Annotated in this window: 16 protein-coding genes; 8 read left to right on the forward strand and 8 right to left on the reverse strand. The window is 63.7% G+C overall.

The features are described from left to right. Nucleotides 1–190: 190 nt before the first annotated feature. Together GNZ13_RS11595 and GNZ13_RS11600 are read right to left on the reverse strand one after the other, a co-directional pair. A complete protein-coding gene (locus tag GNZ13_RS11595; protein ID WP_172163770.1) occupies nt 191–1,816 on the reverse strand; it encodes an NAD(P)H-hydrate dehydratase in 1,626 nt (541 codons plus the stop codon). A gap of 88 nt (nt 1,817–1,904) precedes the next feature. Next, nucleotides 1,905–3,212 carry an FAD-dependent oxidoreductase gene (locus GNZ13_RS11600; RefSeq protein ID WP_172163773.1) on the reverse strand — a complete coding sequence of 436 codons (1,308 nt, stop codon included), beginning with the start codon at nt 3,210–3,212 and terminating at the stop codon, nt 1,905–1,907. 339 nt (nt 3,213–3,551) lie between these two features. On the opposite strand from GNZ13_RS11600, the gene purL reads away from it, so the two are divergent. Further along, a complete protein-coding gene (purL, locus tag GNZ13_RS11605; protein ID WP_172163776.1) occupies nt 3,552–7,646 on the forward strand; it encodes a phosphoribosylformylglycinamidine synthase in 4,095 nt (1,364 codons plus the stop codon). Between the two features lie 68 nt (nt 7,647–7,714). On the opposite strand, the gene GNZ13_RS11610 is transcribed toward purL, so the two are convergent. The 5 genes from GNZ13_RS11610 to GNZ13_RS11630 form a co-directional block, all read right to left on the reverse strand. After that, complete coding sequence (locus GNZ13_RS11610; RefSeq protein WP_054042673.1) at nt 7,715–8,494, reverse strand: peptidylprolyl isomerase; 780 nt, start codon at nt 8,492–8,494, stop codon at nt 7,715–7,717. 11 nt (nt 8,495–8,505) lie between these two features. Beyond that, nucleotides 8,506–8,820 (reverse strand): BolA family protein, encoded by a 315-nt coding sequence (locus GNZ13_RS11615; protein ID WP_172163779.1) that lies wholly within the window; start codon nt 8,818–8,820, stop codon nt 8,506–8,508. 1 nt (nt 8,821) lies between these two features. Beyond that, complete coding sequence (locus GNZ13_RS11620) at nt 8,822–9,352, reverse strand: septation protein A (protein ID WP_172163782.1); 531 nt, start codon at nt 9,350–9,352, stop codon at nt 8,822–8,824. Nucleotides 9,353–9,609: 257 nt separating this feature from the next. Next, nucleotides 9,610–10,032, reverse strand: a complete 423-nt coding sequence (msrB, locus tag GNZ13_RS11625) for a peptide-methionine (R)-S-oxide reductase MsrB (protein ID WP_172163785.1) — start codon at nt 10,030–10,032, stop codon at nt 9,610–9,612. 38 nt (nt 10,033–10,070) lie between these two features. After that, nucleotides 10,071–11,657 carry a protein adenylyltransferase SelO gene (locus tag GNZ13_RS11630; protein ID WP_172163788.1) on the reverse strand — a complete coding sequence of 529 codons (1,587 nt, stop codon included), beginning with the start codon at nt 11,655–11,657 and terminating at the stop codon, nt 10,071–10,073. Between the two features lie 245 nt (nt 11,658–11,902). Here GNZ13_RS11630 and GNZ13_RS11635 point away from each other — a divergent pair, with 245 nt between their 5' ends. The 3 genes from GNZ13_RS11635 to GNZ13_RS11645 all read left to right on the forward strand — a co-directional run bounded on the left by GNZ13_RS11635 (nt 11,903) and on the right by GNZ13_RS11645 (nt 17,191). Beyond that, a complete protein-coding gene (locus tag GNZ13_RS11635) occupies nt 11,903–13,588 on the forward strand; it encodes a 3-(methylthio)propionyl-CoA ligase (protein WP_172163791.1) in 1,686 nt (561 codons plus the stop codon). Between the two features lie 142 nt (nt 13,589–13,730). After that, on the forward strand, nt 13,731–15,815 hold the full coding sequence (locus GNZ13_RS11640) for a 3-hydroxyacyl-CoA dehydrogenase NAD-binding domain-containing protein (protein WP_172163794.1): 2,085 nt from the start codon (nt 13,731–13,733) through the stop codon (nt 15,813–15,815). Nucleotides 15,816–16,012: 197 nt separating this feature from the next. After that, on the forward strand, nt 16,013–17,191 hold the full coding sequence (locus GNZ13_RS11645; RefSeq protein ID WP_172163797.1) for an acetyl-CoA C-acyltransferase: 1,179 nt from the start codon (nt 16,013–16,015) through the stop codon (nt 17,189–17,191). Between the two features lie 194 nt (nt 17,192–17,385). Here GNZ13_RS11645 and GNZ13_RS11650 read toward each other — a convergent pair whose 3' ends face one another. After that, on the reverse strand, nt 17,386–17,889 hold the full coding sequence (locus tag GNZ13_RS11650) for an LEA type 2 family protein (protein ID WP_172163800.1): 504 nt from the start codon (nt 17,887–17,889) through the stop codon (nt 17,386–17,388). Between GNZ13_RS11650 and GNZ13_RS11655 the strand changes: the two genes are divergently transcribed. The 4 genes from GNZ13_RS11655 to GNZ13_RS11670 all read left to right on the forward strand — a co-directional run bounded on the left by GNZ13_RS11655 (nt 17,888) and on the right by GNZ13_RS11670 (nt 20,154). Then, nucleotides 17,888–18,094, forward strand: coding sequence for a hypothetical protein (locus tag GNZ13_RS11655; RefSeq protein WP_172163803.1), 207 nt, complete (start codon nt 17,888–17,890; stop codon nt 18,092–18,094). The genes GNZ13_RS11650 and GNZ13_RS11655 overlap by 2 nt on opposite strands. A 149-nt stretch (nt 18,095–18,243) precedes the next feature. Then, a complete protein-coding gene (locus tag GNZ13_RS11660) occupies nt 18,244–18,546 on the forward strand; it encodes a Dabb family protein (RefSeq protein WP_172163805.1) in 303 nt (100 codons plus the stop codon). Between the two features lie 8 nt (nt 18,547–18,554). Then, nucleotides 18,555–19,040, forward strand: a complete 486-nt coding sequence (locus tag GNZ13_RS11665; RefSeq protein ID WP_172163808.1) for a PaaI family thioesterase — start codon at nt 18,555–18,557, stop codon at nt 19,038–19,040. Nucleotides 19,041–19,155: 115 nt separating this feature from the next. Then, on the forward strand, nt 19,156–20,154 hold the full coding sequence (locus tag GNZ13_RS11670; RefSeq protein ID WP_172163811.1) for an NADP-dependent oxidoreductase: 999 nt from the start codon (nt 19,156–19,158) through the stop codon (nt 20,152–20,154). Nucleotides 20,155–20,273 lie beyond the last annotated feature (119 nt).

Raw genomic sequence — 20,273 nt, forward strand, 5'->3', positions numbered from 1 at the left:
CTGGCCCGTCTGCGCTCCATGGCACTGAACTGCCTGCGAGCGACATCTGATCGAAGCGTAACTATCGAACTGCGGCGCAACGCCTTGAATTTTGAACACTTACGACGTTGCGCCTGCGGAAGGAGAAATTAACGGCCCTGGGCGTCCCAGACACAGTCCCAAGCCCAGGCACACTTCTGGATGGGTGGGATCATTCAGCCGCTGCCGGATAGAACAGTCGGTTCAGCAAGGTCCGTACCATCGGCGCGAGTTCACCCGCCGTCAAACCCGCCGGGCCGTGGCCTTGTGCGCTCAGCGTGTCGGCGGCGAGGCCGTGCAGGTAGACGCCTGCCAGCGCGGCTTCGTATCGCGGCAGATGCTGTGCAAGCAGTGCGCCGATGATGCCGCCGAGCACATCGCCGGTGCCGCCAGTCGCGAGTGCGGCGTTGCCGGTTGGATTGATCGCGACGCGGCCGTCCGGCGCGGCGATGACGGTGCCCGAGCCTTTCAGCACGACCACGGCGGCAAAGCGTGCAGCCAGCGCCCGTGCGGCGGCGAGACGGTCGCGTTGCACACTCGGCGCGTCGGTGCCGAGCAGGCGCGCGGCTTCGAGCGGATGCGGCGTCAGCACGCACGGGTCGCCTTGCACGCCGCGCGCGGTGACTTCGGCGGCGAGCGACGGGTCTGTCGAAATCAGATTGAGCGCGTCGGCGTCGAACAGTTTGGGCACGTCGAGCGGCAGCATGTCGTGCATGACACGCGTGGCGCGGTCGCGCAGACCCATGCCGCAGCCGACGGCGAGCGCGTCCATCTTGTCGAGCGGCAGATCGTCGACGGCATGCAGCATCAGTTCGGGGTGCGGCGGATCGTAGGGCGGGGCGCCGTCGCCGAGCAAGGCGACGTGCACTTTACCCGCGCCGGTGTAGAGCGCCGCGCGCGAGGCGAGGATCGGCGCGCCGCACATGCCGGTGTCGCCGCCGACCACGGCAAGGCTGCCGAAGCTGCCCTTGTTGGTGGCGAAGTCGCGCGACGGCAGGAAGGCGGCGAACAACTCGGGCGCGTTGAGTTGCACGGCCGTGCGGGCGGTGCTGTCGATGCCGATCGGCGCCACTATCACCGTGCCGGCGAGATCGCGGCCCTGTGCTGTGAAGAGGCCGGGTTTCGCGCCGATGAAGGTGATCGTGTGGGTGGCGTGGACCGCGAGGCCATCGCTCTGGTTTTCGCTTCGGCCCTGGTCAGGGTCCCGCCTCTCGCCGACTACCGTGCCGGTGTCGCTGTCGAGGCCGCTTGGCGTGTCGAGCGCCAGAACGCCACCCCTTCTGGACTTTGCTTTCGTGCGTTGCGAGAGTTGGCGGGCGATGGTGGCAAAGATGCCTTCCAGGGGGCGGGTCAGGCCGATGCCGAACATGCCGTCCACCAGCCACGTGTAGCTGTCCAGCGAGGCCGGCGGCGCCGTGGTAATGGCTACGCCCGCCGCACGGGCTGTGTCGAGCGCCCAGCGGGCGTCGTCCGGCTTGACTTCAAGCGGCATGCACAGGTCTACGGCGATGCCTGCCTGGTGGAGCTCCGCGGCCATGATCAATGCGTCGCCGCCGTTGTTGCCCGGGCCTGCTATGACCCATACCTTGTGCTTCGATTTTTCGGTCGATGTGTCGCGGGTGATCCGTTCTTGCAGGTAGCTCGCGGCGGCTTTTCCGGCGCGGGACATCAGCGTGTGCTGCGGCAGTGCTGCCGCGGCCTGGGTTTCAAGGATTCGCAGGTCGGTGAGCGTGAGCAGCGGCAACGCCCGGTTGCGCGGGCTGATTAACGTCGGGAGCGTGGATTCGGGCACGGTCATGGCGAGGCTTGGAGTTCACCTTAGGCATGGTGAGGAAGCTTTGGGAGTCACTATGGTAGTGCCGATAGGCTCCGGGCGGGCCCGCCGTTTACTGGAATCGGTCCGCGCGCAGTGCAGCCAGGGTGTCCGCAGGGACGTCGGGGGGCTTGTCTGAGATCAGGTCGGCGATCAGTTTGCCCGAACCGCATGCCAGACCCCAGCCGGCAGGCCCGAGGCCGGCGTTGACGAACAGGCGCGGATGAAGCGCATTGCCGATCACCGGCAAACCGTCCGGCGACAGCAGTTTGACGCCTTCCCACGGCAAGGCCGCGGAGATCCGGGCCGCGCCCGGGATCCAGTCATGAGTCGCCTGGCCCAGCAACGCCAGCGCTTCCTTCGTCAACGCTTCGCCGAGCGGTTTGTCAATCTGTCCGGGGCTCTGCAAAACCGCACCGCCCGCAACCCGCAGGCGATGATTCATGCGGCTGACTGTAATCCGCTTGACCGCGTCCACAATCGCGACGTGCGGTGCGCATTCCTCATGCGCAATCGGCGCCACCAGGTTATGCAGGCGCAACGGATGCAGCGGCAGCCGCAGCCCCAAGCGCTCGAGCAGCGGCAGGCTGCCGTAACCCGCGGCGACGACAATCGCGTCGGCGTTGATCACGTCGACTTCGCGTGAGCGCGCTGCGGTGGAGTTGGCGCCCAGCCGTGGCGCCAGTTCCACCGCGGCGCGCTGACCTTCGAGGCGGATCGCCGAGACTTCGCAGCCCAACATGAATTGCACGCCGCCCTGCGTATCGAGGGTCTGCTTGATCAGTTTCGCGAAAAGCGGGCAATTGGCCGTGCGCTCGTGGTCGAACAGCACGCCGCCGGCGAATTCCGGCTCGGTCCGCACGGAATGCTCGTACGCGGCGCATTCGGCCGGCGTCAGCACGTGGTGCGGGACTTCGTATTGGCGCAGCAGATCAAGCGCAGTCTGGGTCTGTTGCCATTCCTGCTCGGAACGCACCAGATAGAGGAGGCCGCTGGCCTGTTCGAATTCCAGTCCGAAGCGCGCTTCGATATCGGCCATCGCGTCACGCGACGCTTCGATCAGCGGACGCAGCCGCGCGTACTGGCGGCTGAACGCCTCAGGCTCCTGCAAAGCGGCCAGCTGCTTGACGAACTGGCGCGCCGCCCCGTTAAAGCCAGCCTTGCTGATCACGCCGTTTTTGACACCCTGACGGCTCGCCATGAAAGTCGGGCCGAACCAGACGTCGAGCGGGGTCGGCAGCACGGTGCCGCCATGCCCATAGGTTGCGCCTTGCGCGACCGTTGCGTGGCGTTCGACGACGCATACCCGGTGACCGGCCGCGCGCAGTTGATAAGCGGTGGCGACGCCCACGATCCCGCCGCCAATGACGATGACATCCATGATCTGATTCGATTTGCCGGCGGGACGCCGAACCGCCGCGTTCCCGTTAAGCGTGGCATGCGGCGCGTTGCCTGGCATTGCTCAGGCCGCTCGCGCCGATCTGGTGAAAGGGCGAATGATAGCAGCCAAACGGATGGCTCTGCCACGCGAGCGCCACGCTAAAGCGCCGCAACGGCGCGCCCGAGCCGCCATGCGGACCCCACCGAAACCCTGGTGCGAAGCCCGTTGGAAGCCCGTTCCCGGGGTATAATCCCGGACTTCCTTTCCGCCTCACGTCGCCTTCACGCGCGACTCATCGGCATCACTCATCGGCATCATTAGCGACGCAACGTCAAGTCCATGGCCCACTTCTCGTGTTTCCCCGGCGCTTCGGCCCTTTCCGATTTCCGTCAAACCCGCCTGCTCGAAACGCTTACGCGCATCGACGCCAACATTACCGGCGTGCGCGGGCAGTATCTGCACTTCGTCAACGCGCAAACCCCGCTCTCCGCGGAAGACAACGCAAAGATCGAAGCGCTGATGCACTACGGCGATCCGCTCGAAGAAACGAAAGAGCGCGGCACGGCCGAAACCTTCCTCGTGGTGCCGCGCTTCGGCACGGTGTCGCCGTGGGCCAGCAAGGCAACCGATATCGCCCACCTCTGCGGCCTGACGCAGGTGCGCCGCATCGAGCGCGGTGTCGAATACACGGTCACGCTGAAAAGCGGCCTGCTGGGCGGCAAGAAGGCGCTCTCCGACGAAGCCCGCGAGGCGGTCGCCGCGGCGCTGCACGACCGCATGACCGAGAGCGTTGCGCCGTCGCGTGACCACGCGATGCATCTGTTCGACGAACTGCCGGCCAAGCCGCTGCAAACCGTCGACGTGTTGCACAACGGCCGCGGCGCGTTGGAAGCGGCGAACACGGAACTGGGCCTCGCGCTCGCCGACGACGAAATCGATTACCTCGTCGACGCTTTCACGAAACTCGGCCGCAACCCGACCGACGTCGAACTGATGATGTTCGCGCAAGCCAACAGCGAACACTGCCGTCACAAGATCTTCAACGCGGAATGGACGATCGACGGCGAGAAGCAGGACATCTCGCTATTCAACATGATCCGCAACACGGAGAAGCTGAACCCGCAGGGCACCATCGTTGCCTATTCGGACAACTCGGCGATCATGGCGGGCGGTGTGGCCGAGCGCTGGTTCCCGCGCACGCCGGCTGAACTCGGTGAAAACGCGTTGCCTGAGCACTACCGCCGCAACGTCGAACTGACGCACACCTTGATGAAGGTGGAGACGCACAATCACCCAACCGCGATCTCGCCGTTCCCGGGCGCCTCGACCGGCGCGGGCGGCGAAATCCGCGACGAAGGCGCGACCGGCCGCGGCGCGCGTCCGAAGGCGGGTCTGGCGGGCTTCACGGTGTCGAATCTGGAATTGCCGGACGGCGTCGAAGCATGGGAAAACTCGCGCGATGCCGCGCAGCCGCTGGCGCACCGGAACCCGGACGACAAGTACGAAGCGTACGGCCGTCCTGACCGCATCGCGTCGCCGCTGCAAATTATGATCGACGGCCCGCTCGGCGGCGCCGCGTTCAACAACGAATTCGGCCGTCCGAATCTGGGTGGCTATTTCCGCGCTTACGAGCAGAACGTCGCGGGTCTGGTGCGTGGTTATCACAAGCCGATCATGATCGCCGGCGGCATCGGCAATATCTCCGATCAGCACACGCACAAGCACGATCTGCCGGAAGGGTCGCTGCTGATCCAGATCGGCGGCCCGGGTATGCGCATCGGCATGGGCGGCGGCGCCGCCAGCTCGATGGCGACCGGCACCAACACGGCCGAACTCGACTTCGACTCGGTCCAGCGCGGCAATCCGGAAATCGAGCGCCGTGCGCAGGAAGTGATCAACGCGTGCTGGCAGCTCGGCGAGAAGAACCCGATTCTGAGCATTCACGACGTGGGCGCGGGCGGTCTCTCGAACGCGTTCCCGGAAGTCGTGGACGGCGCCAGCAAGGGCGCGATCTTCGATCTGCGCAAGATCCAGCTGGAAGAGAGCGGTTTGTCGCCGCGCGAAATCTGGTCGAACGAAGCGCAGGAGCGTTACGTGCTGGCGATTGCGCCGGCCGATCTGCCTGCCTTCGAAGCCATGTGCGAGCGCGAGCGTTGCCCCTTCGCGGTGGTCGGCACGGCCACGGCTGAGCGTCAGCTGAAAGTGATCGATTCGGAGTCGAATGACAACGGTGCACATGAGCCGGTCGACATGCCGATGGAAGTGCTGCTCGGCAAGGCGCCGCGCATGCATCGCGACGTGAAGCGCGTCGAGCAGAAGCTCGAACCGGTGGACGTTACCGGCATCGCGTTGTCGGAAGTCGCAGTCAGCGTGCTGCGTCACCCCACGGTCGCCAGCAAGTCGTTTCTGATCACGATCGGCGACCGCTCTGTTGGCGGCACGACCGCGCGCGACCAGATGGTCGGCCCGTGGCAAGTGCCGGTGGCGGACGTCGCCATCACGACAATGGACTACGCAGGCTTCCGCGGCGAAGCAATGACCATGGCCGAGCGTACGCCGCTCGCCGTGATCAACGCGCCGGCGTCGGGCCGCATGGCGGTCGGCGAGGCGGTCACCAACATCGCGGCGGCGCCGATCGCGTCGCTCGATAAGCTCAAGCTGTCGGCAAACTGGATGGCCGCGTGCGGCGCAGCAGGCGAAGACGCCGCGCTGTACGACACGGTCAAGGCCATTGGCATGGAACTGTGCCCGGCGCTTGGCATCAGCATTCCGGTCGGCAAGGATTCGCTGTCCATGCGCACCAAGTGGGAAGACCGTGGCGTTGCGAAGGAAGTGGTCGCGCCGGTTTCGCTGATCATCTCGGCATTCGCGCCGGTTGAAGACGTGCGTAAGCACCTCACGCCGCAACTGCGCCGCGCGAGCGGAACGGGTGGCGAGGGCGATTCCGTGCTGATCGCGATCGACCTTGGTCGCGCCAAGCATCGTCTGGGCGGCAGTATTCTCGCGCAAGTCACGCAGCAGGTCGGCGACACGGTGCCGGACGTCGACGATCCGGAAGATCTGAAGCGTTTCTTCACCGCGATTCAGTCGCTCAATAGCGACGGCAAGCTGCTCGCGTACCACGATCGCTCGGACGGCGGCCTGTGGGCGACGGTTTGCGAAATGGCGTTTGCGGGTCACGTCGGCGTGTCGCTGAACGTCGACATGCTGGTGCTCGATCCGAACCACGAATCCGATTACGGCGACGCGAAAGACTGGGCGAAGCAGACCAGCGGCCGTCGTGAAGACCGCACGATCCGCGCGCTCTTCACCGAGGAACTTGGCGCCGTGATTCAGGTGCGCGCGGCGGACCGCGACGCGGTGCTGGGCGCGTTGCGCGAACACGGTCTGTCGGCATGCTCGCATGTGATCGGCAAGACCAATGAGCGCGATACGATCGAAATCTATCGCGACGCAAAGAAGATCTACGACGCACCGCGTACCGAATTGCATCGCGCGTGGAGCGAAGTGAGTTGGCGTATTTCGCGTCTGCGCGACAACCCGGCTTGTGCCGATGCCGAATACGATGCGCTCTCCGACGCCGCCGATCCGGGCATCTCGCCGATCCTCACGTTCGATCCTTCGGAAGACGTCGCCGCGCCCTTCATTTCTAAGGCCGCACGCCCGCGTGTTGCGATCCTGCGCGAGCAGGGCGTGAACTCGCACCTCGAAACGGCTTATGCATTCGACCGCGCAGGCTTCGACGCGCACGACGTGCACATGAGCGACCTGCTGGCCGGCCGCGCCAATCTGGCGGATTTCGCTGGTGCGGTGGCGTGCGGCGGCTTCTCATACGGCGATACGCTGGGCGCCGGTGAAGGCTGGGCGAAGGCGATTCGTTTCAACTCGCAACTCGCCGATATGTTCGCCGCGTTCTTCGGTCGCGAAGACACGTTTGCGCTGGGCATCTGCAACGGCTGCCAGATGATGAGCAGCCTCGCGTCGATGATTCCGGGCGCCGAAGCCTGGCCGAAGTTCACGCGCAACAAGTCGGAGAAATTCGAAGCGCGCTTCTCGCTGGTCGAAGTGCAGGCTTCGCCGTCGCTCTTCTTTGCCGGCATGGAAGGCTCGCGCATTCCGGTGGCGATTGCGCACGGCGAGGGTTACGCGGACTTCTCGCAGCAGGGCGATGCGTCGAAGGTGGCCGTGGCGATGCGTTACGTCGATCACCGTGGTCAGGCAACGGAGCAGTATCCGTTCAACCCGAACGGTTCGCCAGACGGCATCACGTCGGTTACGACACCCGATGGCCGCTTCACCGTGCTGATGCCGCACACCGAGCGTGTGCATCGCGCGGTGCAGATGAGCTGGCATCCGGAAGGTTGGGGCGAGGGCAGCACGGACGCGAGCCCGTGGCTGCGCGTGTTCCAGAACGCACGCCGCTGGCTGGGTTGATGGTGGGAAAATAAAAAAACCGCCCTCGGGCGGTTTTTTTTTATTTGTTCCGAAGCAGCGAAAAACGCTTACTGAATCTTCGCGTTCTTACGCAGACCTTCTTCGAACGCCTGCAGCTTTTCCTGCTGGATCTGCTGCACGATCTGCGGACGCACTTGCTCGAGCGGCGGCGGCGTGATGTTGCGCACGTCGTCGACACGGATGATGTGCCAGCCGAATTGCGTATGCACCGGCGTGTCGGTCATCTGGCCTTTCTGCAGATGCGTGGCCGCGTCCGCGAATTCAGGCACGTAGGCCTTCGGGTCCGACCAGTCCAGGTCGCCGCCGTTCTTGCCCGATCCCGGATCCTTCGAGAATTGCTTGGCGAGGTCTTCGAAGCTGGCGCCGGCCTTGATCTTGGCGATCAGATCCTTAGCTTGCTGTTCGTTGTCCACCAGGATGTGGTGCAGGTGATATTCCTTGCCGCCCGCGTCCTTGATCAGCGCGTTGTAGCGCGCGGTGACTTCGGCGTCGGTCGGCGTGTTGTTCTTCACGAAGTCTTCGATCAACGCGCGCAGCACAACCGTTTGCTGTGCAACGGCGATTTGCGCCTTGATGTCCGGACGATTCGGCAGGCCGCGGCGCAGCGCTTCCTGCATCAGGATTTCGCGGTTCACCAGCTCTTCGCGCACGGCCATTTGCAGTTGCGGCGTGTTTTGCTGGCCTTGATGAACCAGTTGATCGATCAGCGCGTCGGCGCGCGCTTTCGGAATAGGCGTGCCGTTCACGACAGCGATGTTCTGTGCGAATGCAGGTGCGGCCGCAAATGCAGCCAGCAATACCCAAAGGCGGGTTTTCTTTAAGGTCATCGAAAGGTTTCCTAGCGGGGCAACAAAGCAAATTCTTCGGGCGTATACGCCGTGATTGCAAGGGCGTGAATGCCGCGCTGCATGGCATCGGCCAGCGCATCATACACCATGCGATGCCGCGCCACGCGGGCCTTACCGGCGAATGCGGCCGCCACGATCGTGACAGAGAAATGACCGCCGGCGGAGGCGCCGGCGTGGCCAGCGTGCTGCGCGCTGTCATCCGTGATCTGGATCGAGGCAACCGGTGCAAGCGCCGCGATCAGGCGCGCCTCGATCAGCGCGGCACGCTCGGCGGTGGTGGCGTGCATGAACACATCGCTCGTCATGTCATTCTTCCTTCAGATACTTCGACAGCCACAAACTCTGTCCGACGATGAATACCACGAGGCATCCGGTCGCGCCGAACAGCTTGAAATTGACCCACTGATCGGTCGTGTAGTGATACGCGACGAACAGGTTCACCAGCCCCAGCAGCACGAAGAAAATCGCCCAGACGATATTCAGCTTGCCCCAGATCACGTGCGGCAGCGTGATCTGCTTGCCCATCATCGCTTCAATCAGGTTCTTGTTGAAGGCCAGTTGCGAGACGATCAGCGCGACCGAAAACGCCCAATACAGCACGGTCGGCTTCCATTTGATGAAGGTGTCGTTGTGCAGCACGAGCGTCGCGCCGCCGAATACGGTAACGACACCGAGGCTCACCCACAGCATCGGATCGACCTTGCGGTGGCGGAATGCCACCCACGCGATCTGCACCAGCGTGGCAACGATCGCCACTGCCGTCGCCGTGAAAATGCCCCATAGCTTGAAGGCGACGAAAAACAGGATGATCGGGAACAGATCGAACAGGAATTTCATTATCTGGTCGGGGATTCGGAGAGTGGGTCGGAGAGTCGATCGGAGAAACAGGGACGCGGCGCGGGGCGCCCGGTGGCAGGGATGCTGCAGAAACCCGCCGCGGCAGCCGGGAACGGCGCGTTGCGCCGTTCGTAGCATGATCGCCGCGCCGGGTTGACCGCCGGGTCAACCGGTTTGCAAGCCGGATGAAGGGTGTCGCGGCCGGCGGGCGCTTTATGACAGGAGCCTGCCGGCAACGCGCCGAACTCCGCGCTGCGTTACTTGGGCTCGAATTGTAACGCAGCCGAATTGATGCAGTAACGCAGACCGGTCGGCGCCGGCCCGTCTTCGAACACGTGGCCGAGATGCGCGCCGCAGTTCTTGCACTGCACCTCGATGCGCAGCATGCCGTGCGTGCGGTCGGTTTTCTCGGCGATCACTTCGCCGTTGATCGGCTTGAAGTAGCTCGGCCAGCCGCAACCGGCGTCGAACTTGGTGTCCGATTCGAACAGCGGCGTGCCGCAACAGACGCAGTCATAGATGCCGCGGTCCCAGTGGTCATGGTAGCGGCCGGTGAAGGGGCGTTCGGTGGCCGCGTGGCGCGTCACCTGGTATTCGATGTCGGAGAGTTGTTTGCGCCACTCGGCGTCGTCTTTCTGCACGGCGGGGGCGCCGGTGTTGAGGTCGTCAGGCTTGTTCATGGTCGGGGTTCCTGTCTCAAGATTGTTTTGGGGGCTCGTCACGAAGAGCAACTCACTTCCAGCGAGCTGGCCCAATCCGGCGGCAGCCCCGCATACGCTTCGTTTTCCGGCTGCTCGTCGAATGGGCGGCGCAGAACTGCGGCCAAACGTTCCACTTCGGAGAAGTCCTTCTCTTTCGCCCGGCGGATCGCCGTTTCCGCCAGGTGATTACGAAGTACGAATTTGGGGTTCACACGGTTCATTGCAATGGCGCGCGCGGCGTCGTCGCGTGTTTCTTCGGACAGGCGCGCGCGGTAGTCGTTCACCCACGCATCGAATGCGACGCGGTCGAGGAATAGGTCGCGCACCGGCGCGTCGCCGCTCGCATCGTGTTTGGAAATGCGCGCCAGATTGCGGAAGGTCAGCGTGAAATCCGCACGGTTGGCGTGCATCACTTCGAACAGGCGGTTTACCAGCGAGGCGTCGCCCGGCGAAGCGTCGCCCGATGTGTCGTCGCCTTCACGCTCGCTTTCAAGACCGAGCTTGGCGCGCATGCGCTTCTCCAACGCCGGTGCGAAACGGTCCTTAAATCCGCCGAGCACGCGCTGTGCGTCTTCGATCGCCTTGTCGCCGCGCACGCTTTCGTCATGTTGTTCACCCAAGAGCGGCAGCAGGCCTTGCGCAAGGCAAAAGAGGTTCCAGTACGCGATCTGCGGTTGCATCTTGTACGCGTAACGGCCTTGCGAGTCAGAGTGATTGCAGATGTAGCCGGCGTCGAAGCCGTCCATGAAACCGAACGGGCCGTAGTCGATCGTGAGACCGAGGATCGACATGTTGTCGGTATTCATCACGCCGTGGCAGAAGCCAACGGCTTGCCATTCGACCATCAGATCGGCCGTCGATATCACCGCTTCATTCAGCAGCGCGAGATACGGATCGTCGGCTTCGCGGCAATGCGGATAGAAGCGGTCGATCACGTGATCGGCGAGCGCGCGCAGTGCATCGACGCGATCGTTCGAATAGAAATGTTCGAAGTGCCCGAAGCGCACGAAACTCGGCGCCACGCGCGTGACGACCGCCGCGGTTTCGACTTCCTCGCGGCGCACCGGCTGGTCGGAGCCGATCACGCACAGCGCGCGCGTGGTCGGAATGCCGAGGTGATGCATCGCTTCCGAACACAGATATTCGCGGATCGACGAACGCAGCACGGCGCGGCCATCGCCCATGCGCGAATAGGGCGTTCGGCCCGCGCCTTTGAGCTGCAGCTCGAAGCGTTGGCCGTTGTGCTCGACTTCGCCGAGACCGAGTGCGCGGCCATCACCGAGCTGGCCGGCCCACACGCCGAACTGATGGCCCGAATACACCGACGCATACGGCAGCGCTTCGGAAGGCCATTCACGCGTGGCATTGCCGGAAAACAGTTCGGCGAAGCCCGGATCGTTCTGGAGCCCAGGCTCTAAACCGAGCAACGCGGCGGTTTCTTCGGAGAACCCGACCACGTACGGCGCACTCAGCGGGGCCGCGGGCAGCCGCGTTAGAAACGCGCTGCCGAGCTGCGCAAAGGCGCTTTCGGGCGAGGTGATAAGTGCGTCGGAAAGAGCCGATAAAGGCCCGGATAACCCTGCAATGCTTGGGGAAAACGACATATTGAGCGCCTCTGGATTAACCGATATTGTAAGTCCGCGCCCGCGGAGCTGCTGGCCGGCCGTTAGGCTGATGCCGCCTGCGTGCCGGGCATCTCCTGCCGGAGCGCGCCTGCGCCGTTCCAGAACACGCCGCGCGGACCCACCGAAGCGTTTCGTGCGACTCAAACGTTACTCAAACGGAGCGCGCCGCGCGGCCCCCGAACTGCCACCCTAATGACGCAAACAAGGCGAGGAGACCTCTCTTTATGACGACGCCGCTGCTTGGCCAGATGATGGACGTGCCGCTCACTGTGTCCTCGTTGCTCGCGCATGCTGCGCGGCATTTCGGCGACACCGAGATCGTGTCGCGGCGCATCGAAGGCGACGTGCATCGCTACACCTACCGCGACTGCGAAAAGCGCGCGAAGCAGCTGGCGCAGGCGCTGATCGCGCTTGGCGTCGAGCCCGGCGAGCGGGTGGCCACGCTGGCCTGGAACGGCTACCGGCATCTGGAAGCGTATTACGGCACGACGGGCTTCGGCGCCGTGTGCCACACGATCAATCCGCGCCTCTTTCCCGATCAGATCGCCTACATCGTCAACCACGCCGACGACGCCTACGTGCTGTTCGACACCACGTTCGCACCGCTCGTCGATGCTCTCGCGCCGCAGTGCCCCAAAGTGCGCGGCTGGATCGCACTGGCCGACGAGGACCATCTGCCGAAGATGCAAACGCCGGTGCTGAGCTACGAAACCTTGGTCGAAGCGCAGGATGGCAATTACGAATGGCCGGCCATCGACGAACGTCAGGCGTCTTACCTCTGCTATACGTCGGGCACCACCGGCAACCCGAAAGGCGCGCTGTACTCGCATCGCTCGACGGTGCTGCACGCGTTCGGCGCGTCGCTGCCCGACGCGATGAGCCTGTCCGCGCGCGACTCCGTGCTGCCGGTCGTGCCGATGTTCCATGTGAATGCTTGGGGCATTCCTCATGCCGCGCCGCTGACCGGCGCGAAGCTGGTCTTTCCCGGCAAGGATCTCGACGGCAAATCGCTGTATGAATTGATGGAGAGCGAACGCGTCACGTATTCGGCTGGTGTGCCGACCGTGTGGCTCGGCTTGCTCAACTACCTGCGCGAGGCCAAGGTGCGTTTCTCTTCGCTGAATCGCACGGTGATCGGCGGTTCAGCGTGCCCGCCGGCCATGCTGCGAGCCTTCGAGGACGAATACGGCGTGCAGGTGATCCATGCATGGGGCATGACGGAGATGTCACCGCTCGGTACCTTGTCGAAACTGACGTGGGAACAGAGTCAGCGTCCGTTGGCAGAGCAGCGCAAACTGCTCGAAAAGCAGGGCCATGTGCTTTACGGCGTCGATATGAAGATCGTGGGCGAAGACGGGCGCGATCTGCCGTGGGACGGTGTGGCGTTCGGCGATCTGCACGTGCGCGGCCCCTGGGTGATCGACCGATATTTCCGCAAGGACGATTCGCCGCTGGTGAACGGCTGGTTCCCGACCGGCGATGTCGCCACTATCGACCGCGACAGCTTCCTGCATATCACGGATCGCTCGAAAGACGTGATCAAGTCGGGCGGCGAGTGGATCAGCTCAATCGACATCGAGAACGTCGCGATCGCGCATCCAGCGGTGGCCGAAGCGGCGTGCATCGCCTGTGCGCATCCGAAATGGACCGAGCGCCCGCTGCTGGTGATCGTCAAACGGGCAGGTTTCGACGTGACGCGCGAGGAACTGCTCGCGTTCTACGACGGCAAGGTCGCCAAATGGTGGATTCCCGACGACGTCGTCTTCGTCGACGAACTCCCACATACGGCCACCGGCAAGCTGCAGAAACTCAAACTGCGCGACATTTTCCGCGACCACATCCTGCCGTCCGCGCTCGAAGACGAGAAGGATTGCCCCCTGACTCCGCTTGCCAGGGGAAACCCCGCCTAACGATAAATTGAACGAGCGTGCTTTTTTGTGTATTCTGCCTGCTGACCCCGGGGAAATCGGAGCTAAAGTCGGACAATGAGCCGACTCGATCAACCGGACAGGCGGCGCGCCATGCGCCGCCTCATCGCACGGAGGCAGGCAGATGGCAGTGGACTACACAACTCATGACGGCGTGGCCGTCATCACGCTGAACAATCCCCCCGTAAACGGGCTCGGCCTCTCGACTCGAGCCGGCATCGTCGAAGGGATCGAGCGCGCGCAGAACGATCCGGCCATCAAGGCGATCGTGCTGACGGGCGCCGGCAAAGCCTTCTCGGGCGGCGCCGACATCACCGAATTCAACACGCCGAAGGCGACCCAGGAGCCGACCCTCCATACGGTTATCAAAGCCGTCGAGGGCAGCGCCAAGCCGGTTATCGCCGCGATTCATAGCGTCGCCATGGGCGGCGGGCTGGAACTGGCGCTCGGCGCGCACTACCGCATCGCCGCACCCGGCGCGCAGATCGCGCTGCCGGAAGTGAAGCTCGGCATCTTGCCGGGCGCGGGCGGCACGCAGCGCCTGCCGCGCGCAATCGGCCTTGAAGCCGCGCTCAACATGATCGTCTCCGGCGCGCCCGTGATGTCGGAGAAACTGGCCGATTCGGGCCTGTTCGACGAAGTCGTGGAAGGCGATCTCGCTGAAGCGGCACTCGCGTTCGCCCGCAAGGTCGGCGCGAAAGCGGGCCCGCATCCGAAGGTGCGTGACCGCAAGATCGAGCATCCGAATGCCGCCGGTTTCATTCAGTTCGCGCGCAATAGCGTCGCGGCAATAGCCAAGAACTTCCCGGCGCCGCAGAAGTGTATCGACGCGGTGGAAGCGGGCGTGCAGAACGGCTTCGACAAGGGCCTCGCGTTCGAACGCGAATGCTTCATCGCGCTCGTGCAGACGCCGGAAAGCCACGCGCTGCGTCATGCGTTCTTCGGCGAACGCGCGGCGAGCAAGATTCCCGATGTGCCTTCCGATACGCCAGTGCGCGACATCAAACAGGTGGCCGTGATCGGCGCCGGCACGATGGGCGGCGGCATCGCGATGAACTTCATCAACGCGGGCATTCCGGTCACGCTGCTGGAAACCAAGCAGGAAGCGCTGGATCGCGGCATCGCCACGATCCGCAAGAACTACGAAGCCACCGTCAAGAAAGGCAAGCTCAAGCCCGAAGCGCTGGAACAACGCATGGCTTTGATCACGCCGACGCTCTCCTATGACGACCTGAAAAACGCCGACCTGATCGTCGAAGCGGTGTTCGAAGAACTCGGCGTCAAGGAGCAGGTGTTCAAGCGTCTGGACGAAGTGGCGAAGCCCGGCGCAATTCTCGCGTCGAACACGTCCACTCTGGACGTCGACAAGATCGCTGCTTTCACGAAGCGTCCGCAGGACGTGGTCGGCATGCACTTCTTCAGCCCGGCCAACGTGATGAAGCTGCTTGAAGTCGTGCGCGGCAAGGAAACGGCGAAAGACGTGCTTGCCACCGTCATGAAACTCTCCAAGAAGATCAAGAAGACCGCAGTGGTCTCGGGCGTCTGCGACGGCTTCATTGGCAACCGGATGATCGAGCAGTACATCCGCCAGGCTCTCTTCATGCTCGAAGAAGGCGCATTGCCCGCGCAAGTGGACAAGGCCATCGAGAAGTTCGGCTTCGCGATGGGCCCGTTCCGCATGAGCGACCTGGCGGGTAATGACATTGGCTGGGCGATCCGCAAGCGCCGTTATCAGGAACATCCGGACATGCATTACTCGAAGATCGCCGACCGTCTCTGCGAGACGGGGCGCTTCGGCCAGAAGACCGGTGGCGGCTGGTACGACTACAAGGCGGGTGACCGCACCGCGTATCCGTCGAAAGTGGTCGACGAGATGATCTCGGCGTTCTCGAAGGAAACCAACGCCGAGCGCCGCAAGATCAGCGACGAGGAAATCGTCGAGCGCCTCGTGTTCGCGCTCGTCAACGAAGGCGCGAAGATTCTCGAGGAAGGCATTGCGTCGAAGGCGTCGGACATCGATATGGTTTATCTGACCGGCTACGGCTTCCCGCTCTATCGCGGCGGCCCGATGCTGTACGCGGACACGGTCGGCCTCTACAACGTCGAGCGCGCGATTCGCCGCTATGCGTCGCGCCCGAATGGCGACGCCTGGCAACTGGCGCCGAGCATTGCGGAGCTCGCGGCGAAGGGCCGTGGGTTCAACGGCTGAATCGCCGCCGCTTGGGTGAAATGAGTGAAGTGGGGCGACTGAGCGATCCGCCAGCGCGCCCACTATCAATATCTGGAAGTACCAGCCAACTTGTATGGGGCCCGAGTAAGCGCTAAAGCGCCAACTCGGGCCGACCGCTTTGCATGGGACCAGAGTAAACGCTGAAGCGCTAACTCTGGTCGACACAGGAGAGATGCATGACTGACGCCGTAATCGTATCGACCGCCCGTACGGGCCTCGCCAAATCATGGCGCGGCGGTTTCAACATGACGCACGGCGCGACGCTAGGCGGGCATGCGACGCAGGCCGCTGTCGAGCGCGCGAAGCTGGACCCGGCACGTGTTGAAGACGTGATCATGGGCTGCGCGAATCCGGAAGGCGCGACGGGCATGAACATCGCGCGGCAGATCGCGCTGCGCGCGGGTTTGCCGGTTAGCGTGCCGGGCATGACGGTGAACCGTTTCTGCTCGTCGGGTTTGCAGACCATCGCACTGGCTGCGCAGCGCGTGATCGCCGGTGAGGGCGATGTGTTCGTCGCGGGTGGTGTGGAATCGATCTCGTGCGTGCAGAACGAGATGAACCGTCACATGGTGACCGAAGGCTGGCTCAGCAAGAACAAGCCGGAAATCTACTGGTCGATGTTGCAGACCGCCGAGAACGTCGCGAAGCGCTACTCGATCTCGAAGGAGCGTCAGGACGAATACGGCGTGCGCTCGCAGCAGCGTGCCGCGGCCGCACTCGAAGCCGGCAAGTTCAAGGACGAGATCGTGCCGCTGACGGTGCTCGCCGGCGTCGCCGATAAAGCGACCGGCCGTCTCTACACGAAAGAAGTAACCGTCAGCGCCGACGAAGGCATTCGTGCCGACACGACGCTCGAAGGCGTGTCGAAGATTCGCACCGCGATGCCGGGCGGCGTGATCACCGCGGGCAATGCGAGCCAGTTCTCGGACGGCGCGTCGGCTTGCGTCGTGATGAACGCAAAAGTCGCGGAGCGCGAAGGTCTGCAACCGCTCGGCATTTTCCGCGGCTTTGCGGTGGCCGGTTGCGAGCCGGACGAGATGGGCATCGGCCCGGTGTTCGCGGTGCCGAAGCTGCTCAAGCAGGCCGGCCTGAAGGTCGAAGATATCGACCTGTGGGAGCTGAACGAAGCGTTCGCGGTGCAGGTGCTGTATTGCGCCGACAAGCTTGGCATTCCGCACGACCGCCTGAACGTGAACGGCGGCGCGATTGCGGTGGGCCATCCGTATGGCGTGTCGGGCGCGCGTTTGACCGGCCATGCGCTGATCGAAGGCAAGCGGCGCGGTGCGAAGCTGGTCGTCGTGACGATGTGTATCGGCGGCGGCCAGGGTGCGGCGGGCTTGTTCGAAGTGGTTTGATCAGGCGCGAGAGCGGGCTTGATTAGAAGCGGGTGTCGTGTGGTTCGGTGCGATGTGACGTGCAGGCATTGAATTCGCGGCACCTGTTTTTTTATCCGCGTGGGTTTGGCTTGCCTGGGTAGCCGGCATGAGCCACAGGCATCAGTCACTGGCATGAATCACCGGCATCGACTGGCGACACGGACCGGCCCGCATCAGGGCAAAGCCATGCCGAGCGCCGGCAGGCTTAACGTGCCCTGATCGACGAAGCGTGTCGTGCTCGTCAGGCCGCCGGCGAGCTTGCCGCGCAGGATGTACGGAATCTGCCCCGACTGCGCGGCGTCTGCGAAGGCGAAAGCCTGGCGAACCGCGGCGAAGGCGGGCACCGTCAGCGGTACATTGACGACCGTTTCGCCAAAGCGCGGCACGGTGCCGCTCTGATCGCTGACACCGCTGGCGAACGGTTTGCCGTTCAGTTCGAGATCGAGCGACACGCCGTCGAAGTTGACAGCGGATTCATTGGGATTCTGTACACGCAGTTTGACATTGAAGCGCATCTCGAGGCCTTGACCGTTGACCGGTTCGATGCCGGCCACGCTCACGCGCAAAGGGTCGCCGCCGAACAGACCGGCGCAGCCGTTGAGCGTCAGCGTGACGGCGGCGAGGATCGCGGCCAGATGGGCGTGACGGCGGGACAGCAGTGCGCGAAAGAAGGACATGACCGGCACCTCGAAGGAAGCGGGTTGGGTCATGCATTGTAGCGGGCTGTTCTGCGCCAGTAGAGACGTTTCAGGTGGCGCGTTGCAGCCGCGTTTTGACGAGGCGCGTCAGATTGCGCACGGCTTGACTGATGAAACCGTGCCGCTCGTTTTCGGCCCGGCATGGGTACGACGAATACGACGGGTTTCGCATGCGCTGCGCTGATCGACACGACGCCGCGCTGTGGCGTGACATAGCGATCGCCTTCATATCTGGCGGCACGGATGGTGGCGCGTGCACGAACGCCATAGCGGTTATCATTTCTTGTTGCGCTAAGGCCCAGCTCAACGAATTGAATTGAACAAGGTGATCCCGTGATCCGTCATATTGTGATGTGGAAGCTCAAAGAACACGCAGAGGGTGCCTCGCGTGCTGAAAACGCTCTGAAGCTGAAGGAAAAGCTCGAAGGCTGCCGCGACATTGTTCCAGGCATGCTCAAGCTCGATGTCGGCATCGCGGCACCGGGCCTCGAATCGACCTATGACATCGTGCTGGTGTCGGACTTCACCAACAAAGCCGCGCTCGACGCCTACCAGGTCCATCCGACGCACACGGCGCTGAAGGGCTTCGTCGGTGCGGTGCGCGAATCGCGTGAATGTGTCGACTACGAAATCTGAAATCAGCAATGACCGATTCGCCCTCATCTAAAACGGGCAGCGCGTCGCTGCCTGAAAGTCCCTTCGTCGACCGGCTCGGCGCGCAACTCGTGTCGGCGGCCGACGGCGTCAGCGAAGTTGTGCTGCCGCTGCAGCCCGATCACATGAACACGTGGGATGTCGCGCATGGCGGCGTGACCATGACGCTTGCCGACGTCGCGCTCGCAATGGCCGCGCGGAGTCTGGCCGGCGACGGCGTCGGCGTGGTCACCGTCGAAATGAAGGTCAACTTCATGCAGCCGGGCCGCGGCGAATTGCGCGCCACCGGCCGCGTGCTGCACCGCTCGACCACCATGGCCTATTGCGAAGGCGAGATCCGCGACAGCGAAGGCCACTTCGTCGCCAAAGCGCTCGGCACCTTCAAATACATGCGGCGTCTGGCCGTGGGCCGCGACGTGACGCAACAGCGTCTGCGCAGCGATCCTTCGGCGAAACCCGGTCCAAGCGACGGCTAATCACCGGATGGATAGCGCGCGTGTTGAAGACCTCGCGCGCCGGATCCGGTTGTTGCAGACGCCGTTCGTTCGAATTATTCGCCGATCACATCGGTAACCCATGGAGACGATCGTCATGCCCCAGATCAACCGTCAACTCGTGCTGGCTTCGCGTCCGCAAGGCGCTGTTACGCCCGATAACTTCAAGCTCGTCGAAACCCCGCTGGCGCCGCTCGCCGACGGCGAATTCCGCGTGCGCAATCACTTCCTGTCGCTCGATCCGTACATGCGCGGCCGCATGAACGACAGCAAATCGTATGCAGCGCCGCAGCCGCTGAACGAAGTGATGATCGGCGGCACGGTGGGCGAAGTGGTGGAGTCGAAGAATCCGAAATTCGCGGTAGGCGACAAGGTCGTCGCGATGTTCGGCTGGCAGGAATACGGCACCTCGAACGGCCCAGGCGTGCAGAAAGTCGACGATACGCACGTGCCGCTGTCGGCGTATCTCGGCCCGGTCGGCATGCCGGGCGTCACCGCCTGGTACGGCCTGAACAAAATCATCGTGCCGAAAGCAGGCGAGACGGTGGTGGTCAGCGCGGCGAGCGGCGCGGTGGGCAGTGTGGTCGGGCAACTGGCGAAGCTGGCCGGCGCACGCGCGGTCGGCATCGCGGGGGGCGCGGAAAAGTGCCGCTATGTGGTCGAGACGCTCGGCTTTGACGCCTGCGTCGACTACAAGGCCGGCAATCTGTATCAGGACCTCAAAGCGGTGACGCCGAATGGTGTCGATGGCTACTTCGAGAACGTCGGCGGCGAAGTGCTCGACGTGACGCTCGCGCGTATGAACGCGTTCGGCCGCATCGCGTTGTGTGGATTTATTGCGGGCTACGACGGCCAGCCGCTGCCGCTCAAGCATCCGTCGCTGATGCTCACGCAGCGGTTGCTGGTGCAGGGTTTCATCGTTAGCGAGCATATGGACGTGTGGCCCGAAGCGCTCAAACAACTCGGCACGCTGGTTGCGCAGAAGAAGCTGCACTATCGCGAGACTATCGCGCAAGGCCTCGATGCGGCGCCCGAGGCGTTCATCGGTCTTCTGAAGGGCAAGAACTTCGGTAAGCAACTCGTCAAGCTGATCTGAGCGCGGCGGTTGTCGAGCCGCGCATGCGGTAGATGTCGATGAGGCCCAGCCGATAAACGTATCGGCTGACGGTTCTCGGCGGACAATCCCGAGCCGCTAAACCCAGGAGAGAAAGGATG

Origin of the sequence: Paraburkholderia elongata (assembly GCF_013177735.1) — a bacterium.
GTDB classification, from domain to species: Bacteria; Pseudomonadota; Gammaproteobacteria; order Burkholderiales; family Burkholderiaceae; genus Paraburkholderia; species Paraburkholderia elongata.

Excerpts from the sequence above, each read along its gene's own strand:
- GNZ13_RS11610 (WP_054042673.1), bottom strand. The coding sequence starts at position 8,494 with ATGACCTTAAAGAAAACCCGCCTTTGGGTATTGCTGGCTGCATTTGCG.
- GNZ13_RS11645 (WP_172163797.1), top strand. The coding sequence starts at position 16,013 with ATGACTGACGCCGTAATCGTATCGACCGCCCGTACGGGCCTCGCCAAA.
- msrB (WP_172163785.1), bottom strand. The coding sequence starts at position 10,032 with ATGAACAAGCCTGACGACCTCAACACCGGCGCCCCCGCCGTGCAGAAA.
- GNZ13_RS11650 (WP_172163800.1), bottom strand. The coding sequence starts at position 17,889 with ATGTCCTTCTTTCGCGCACTGCTGTCCCGCCGTCACGCCCATCTGGCC.
- purL (WP_172163776.1), top strand. The coding sequence starts at position 3,552 with ATGGCCCACTTCTCGTGTTTCCCCGGCGCTTCGGCCCTTTCCGATTTC.
- GNZ13_RS11595 (WP_172163770.1), bottom strand. The coding sequence starts at position 1,816 with ATGACCGTGCCCGAATCCACGCTCCCGACGTTAATCAGCCCGCGCAAC.
- GNZ13_RS11620 (WP_172163782.1), bottom strand. The coding sequence starts at position 9,352 with ATGAAATTCCTGTTCGATCTGTTCCCGATCATCCTGTTTTTCGTCGCC.
- GNZ13_RS11600 (WP_172163773.1), bottom strand. The coding sequence starts at position 3,212 with ATGGATGTCATCGTCATTGGCGGCGGGATCGTGGGCGTCGCCACCGCT.
- GNZ13_RS11655 (WP_172163803.1), top strand. The coding sequence starts at position 17,888 with ATGACCGGCACCTCGAAGGAAGCGGGTTGGGTCATGCATTGTAGCGGG.
- GNZ13_RS11670 (WP_172163811.1), top strand. The coding sequence starts at position 19,156 with ATGCCCCAGATCAACCGTCAACTCGTGCTGGCTTCGCGTCCGCAAGGC.
- GNZ13_RS11615 (WP_172163779.1), bottom strand. The coding sequence starts at position 8,820 with ATGACGAGCGATGTGTTCATGCACGCCACCACCGCCGAGCGTGCCGCG.
- GNZ13_RS11640 (WP_172163794.1), top strand. The coding sequence starts at position 13,731 with ATGGCAGTGGACTACACAACTCATGACGGCGTGGCCGTCATCACGCTG.
- GNZ13_RS11665 (WP_172163808.1), top strand. The coding sequence starts at position 18,555 with ATGACCGATTCGCCCTCATCTAAAACGGGCAGCGCGTCGCTGCCTGAA.
- GNZ13_RS11630 (WP_172163788.1), bottom strand. The coding sequence starts at position 11,657 with ATGTCGTTTTCCCCAAGCATTGCAGGGTTATCCGGGCCTTTATCGGCT.
- GNZ13_RS11635 (WP_172163791.1), top strand. The coding sequence starts at position 11,903 with ATGACGACGCCGCTGCTTGGCCAGATGATGGACGTGCCGCTCACTGTG.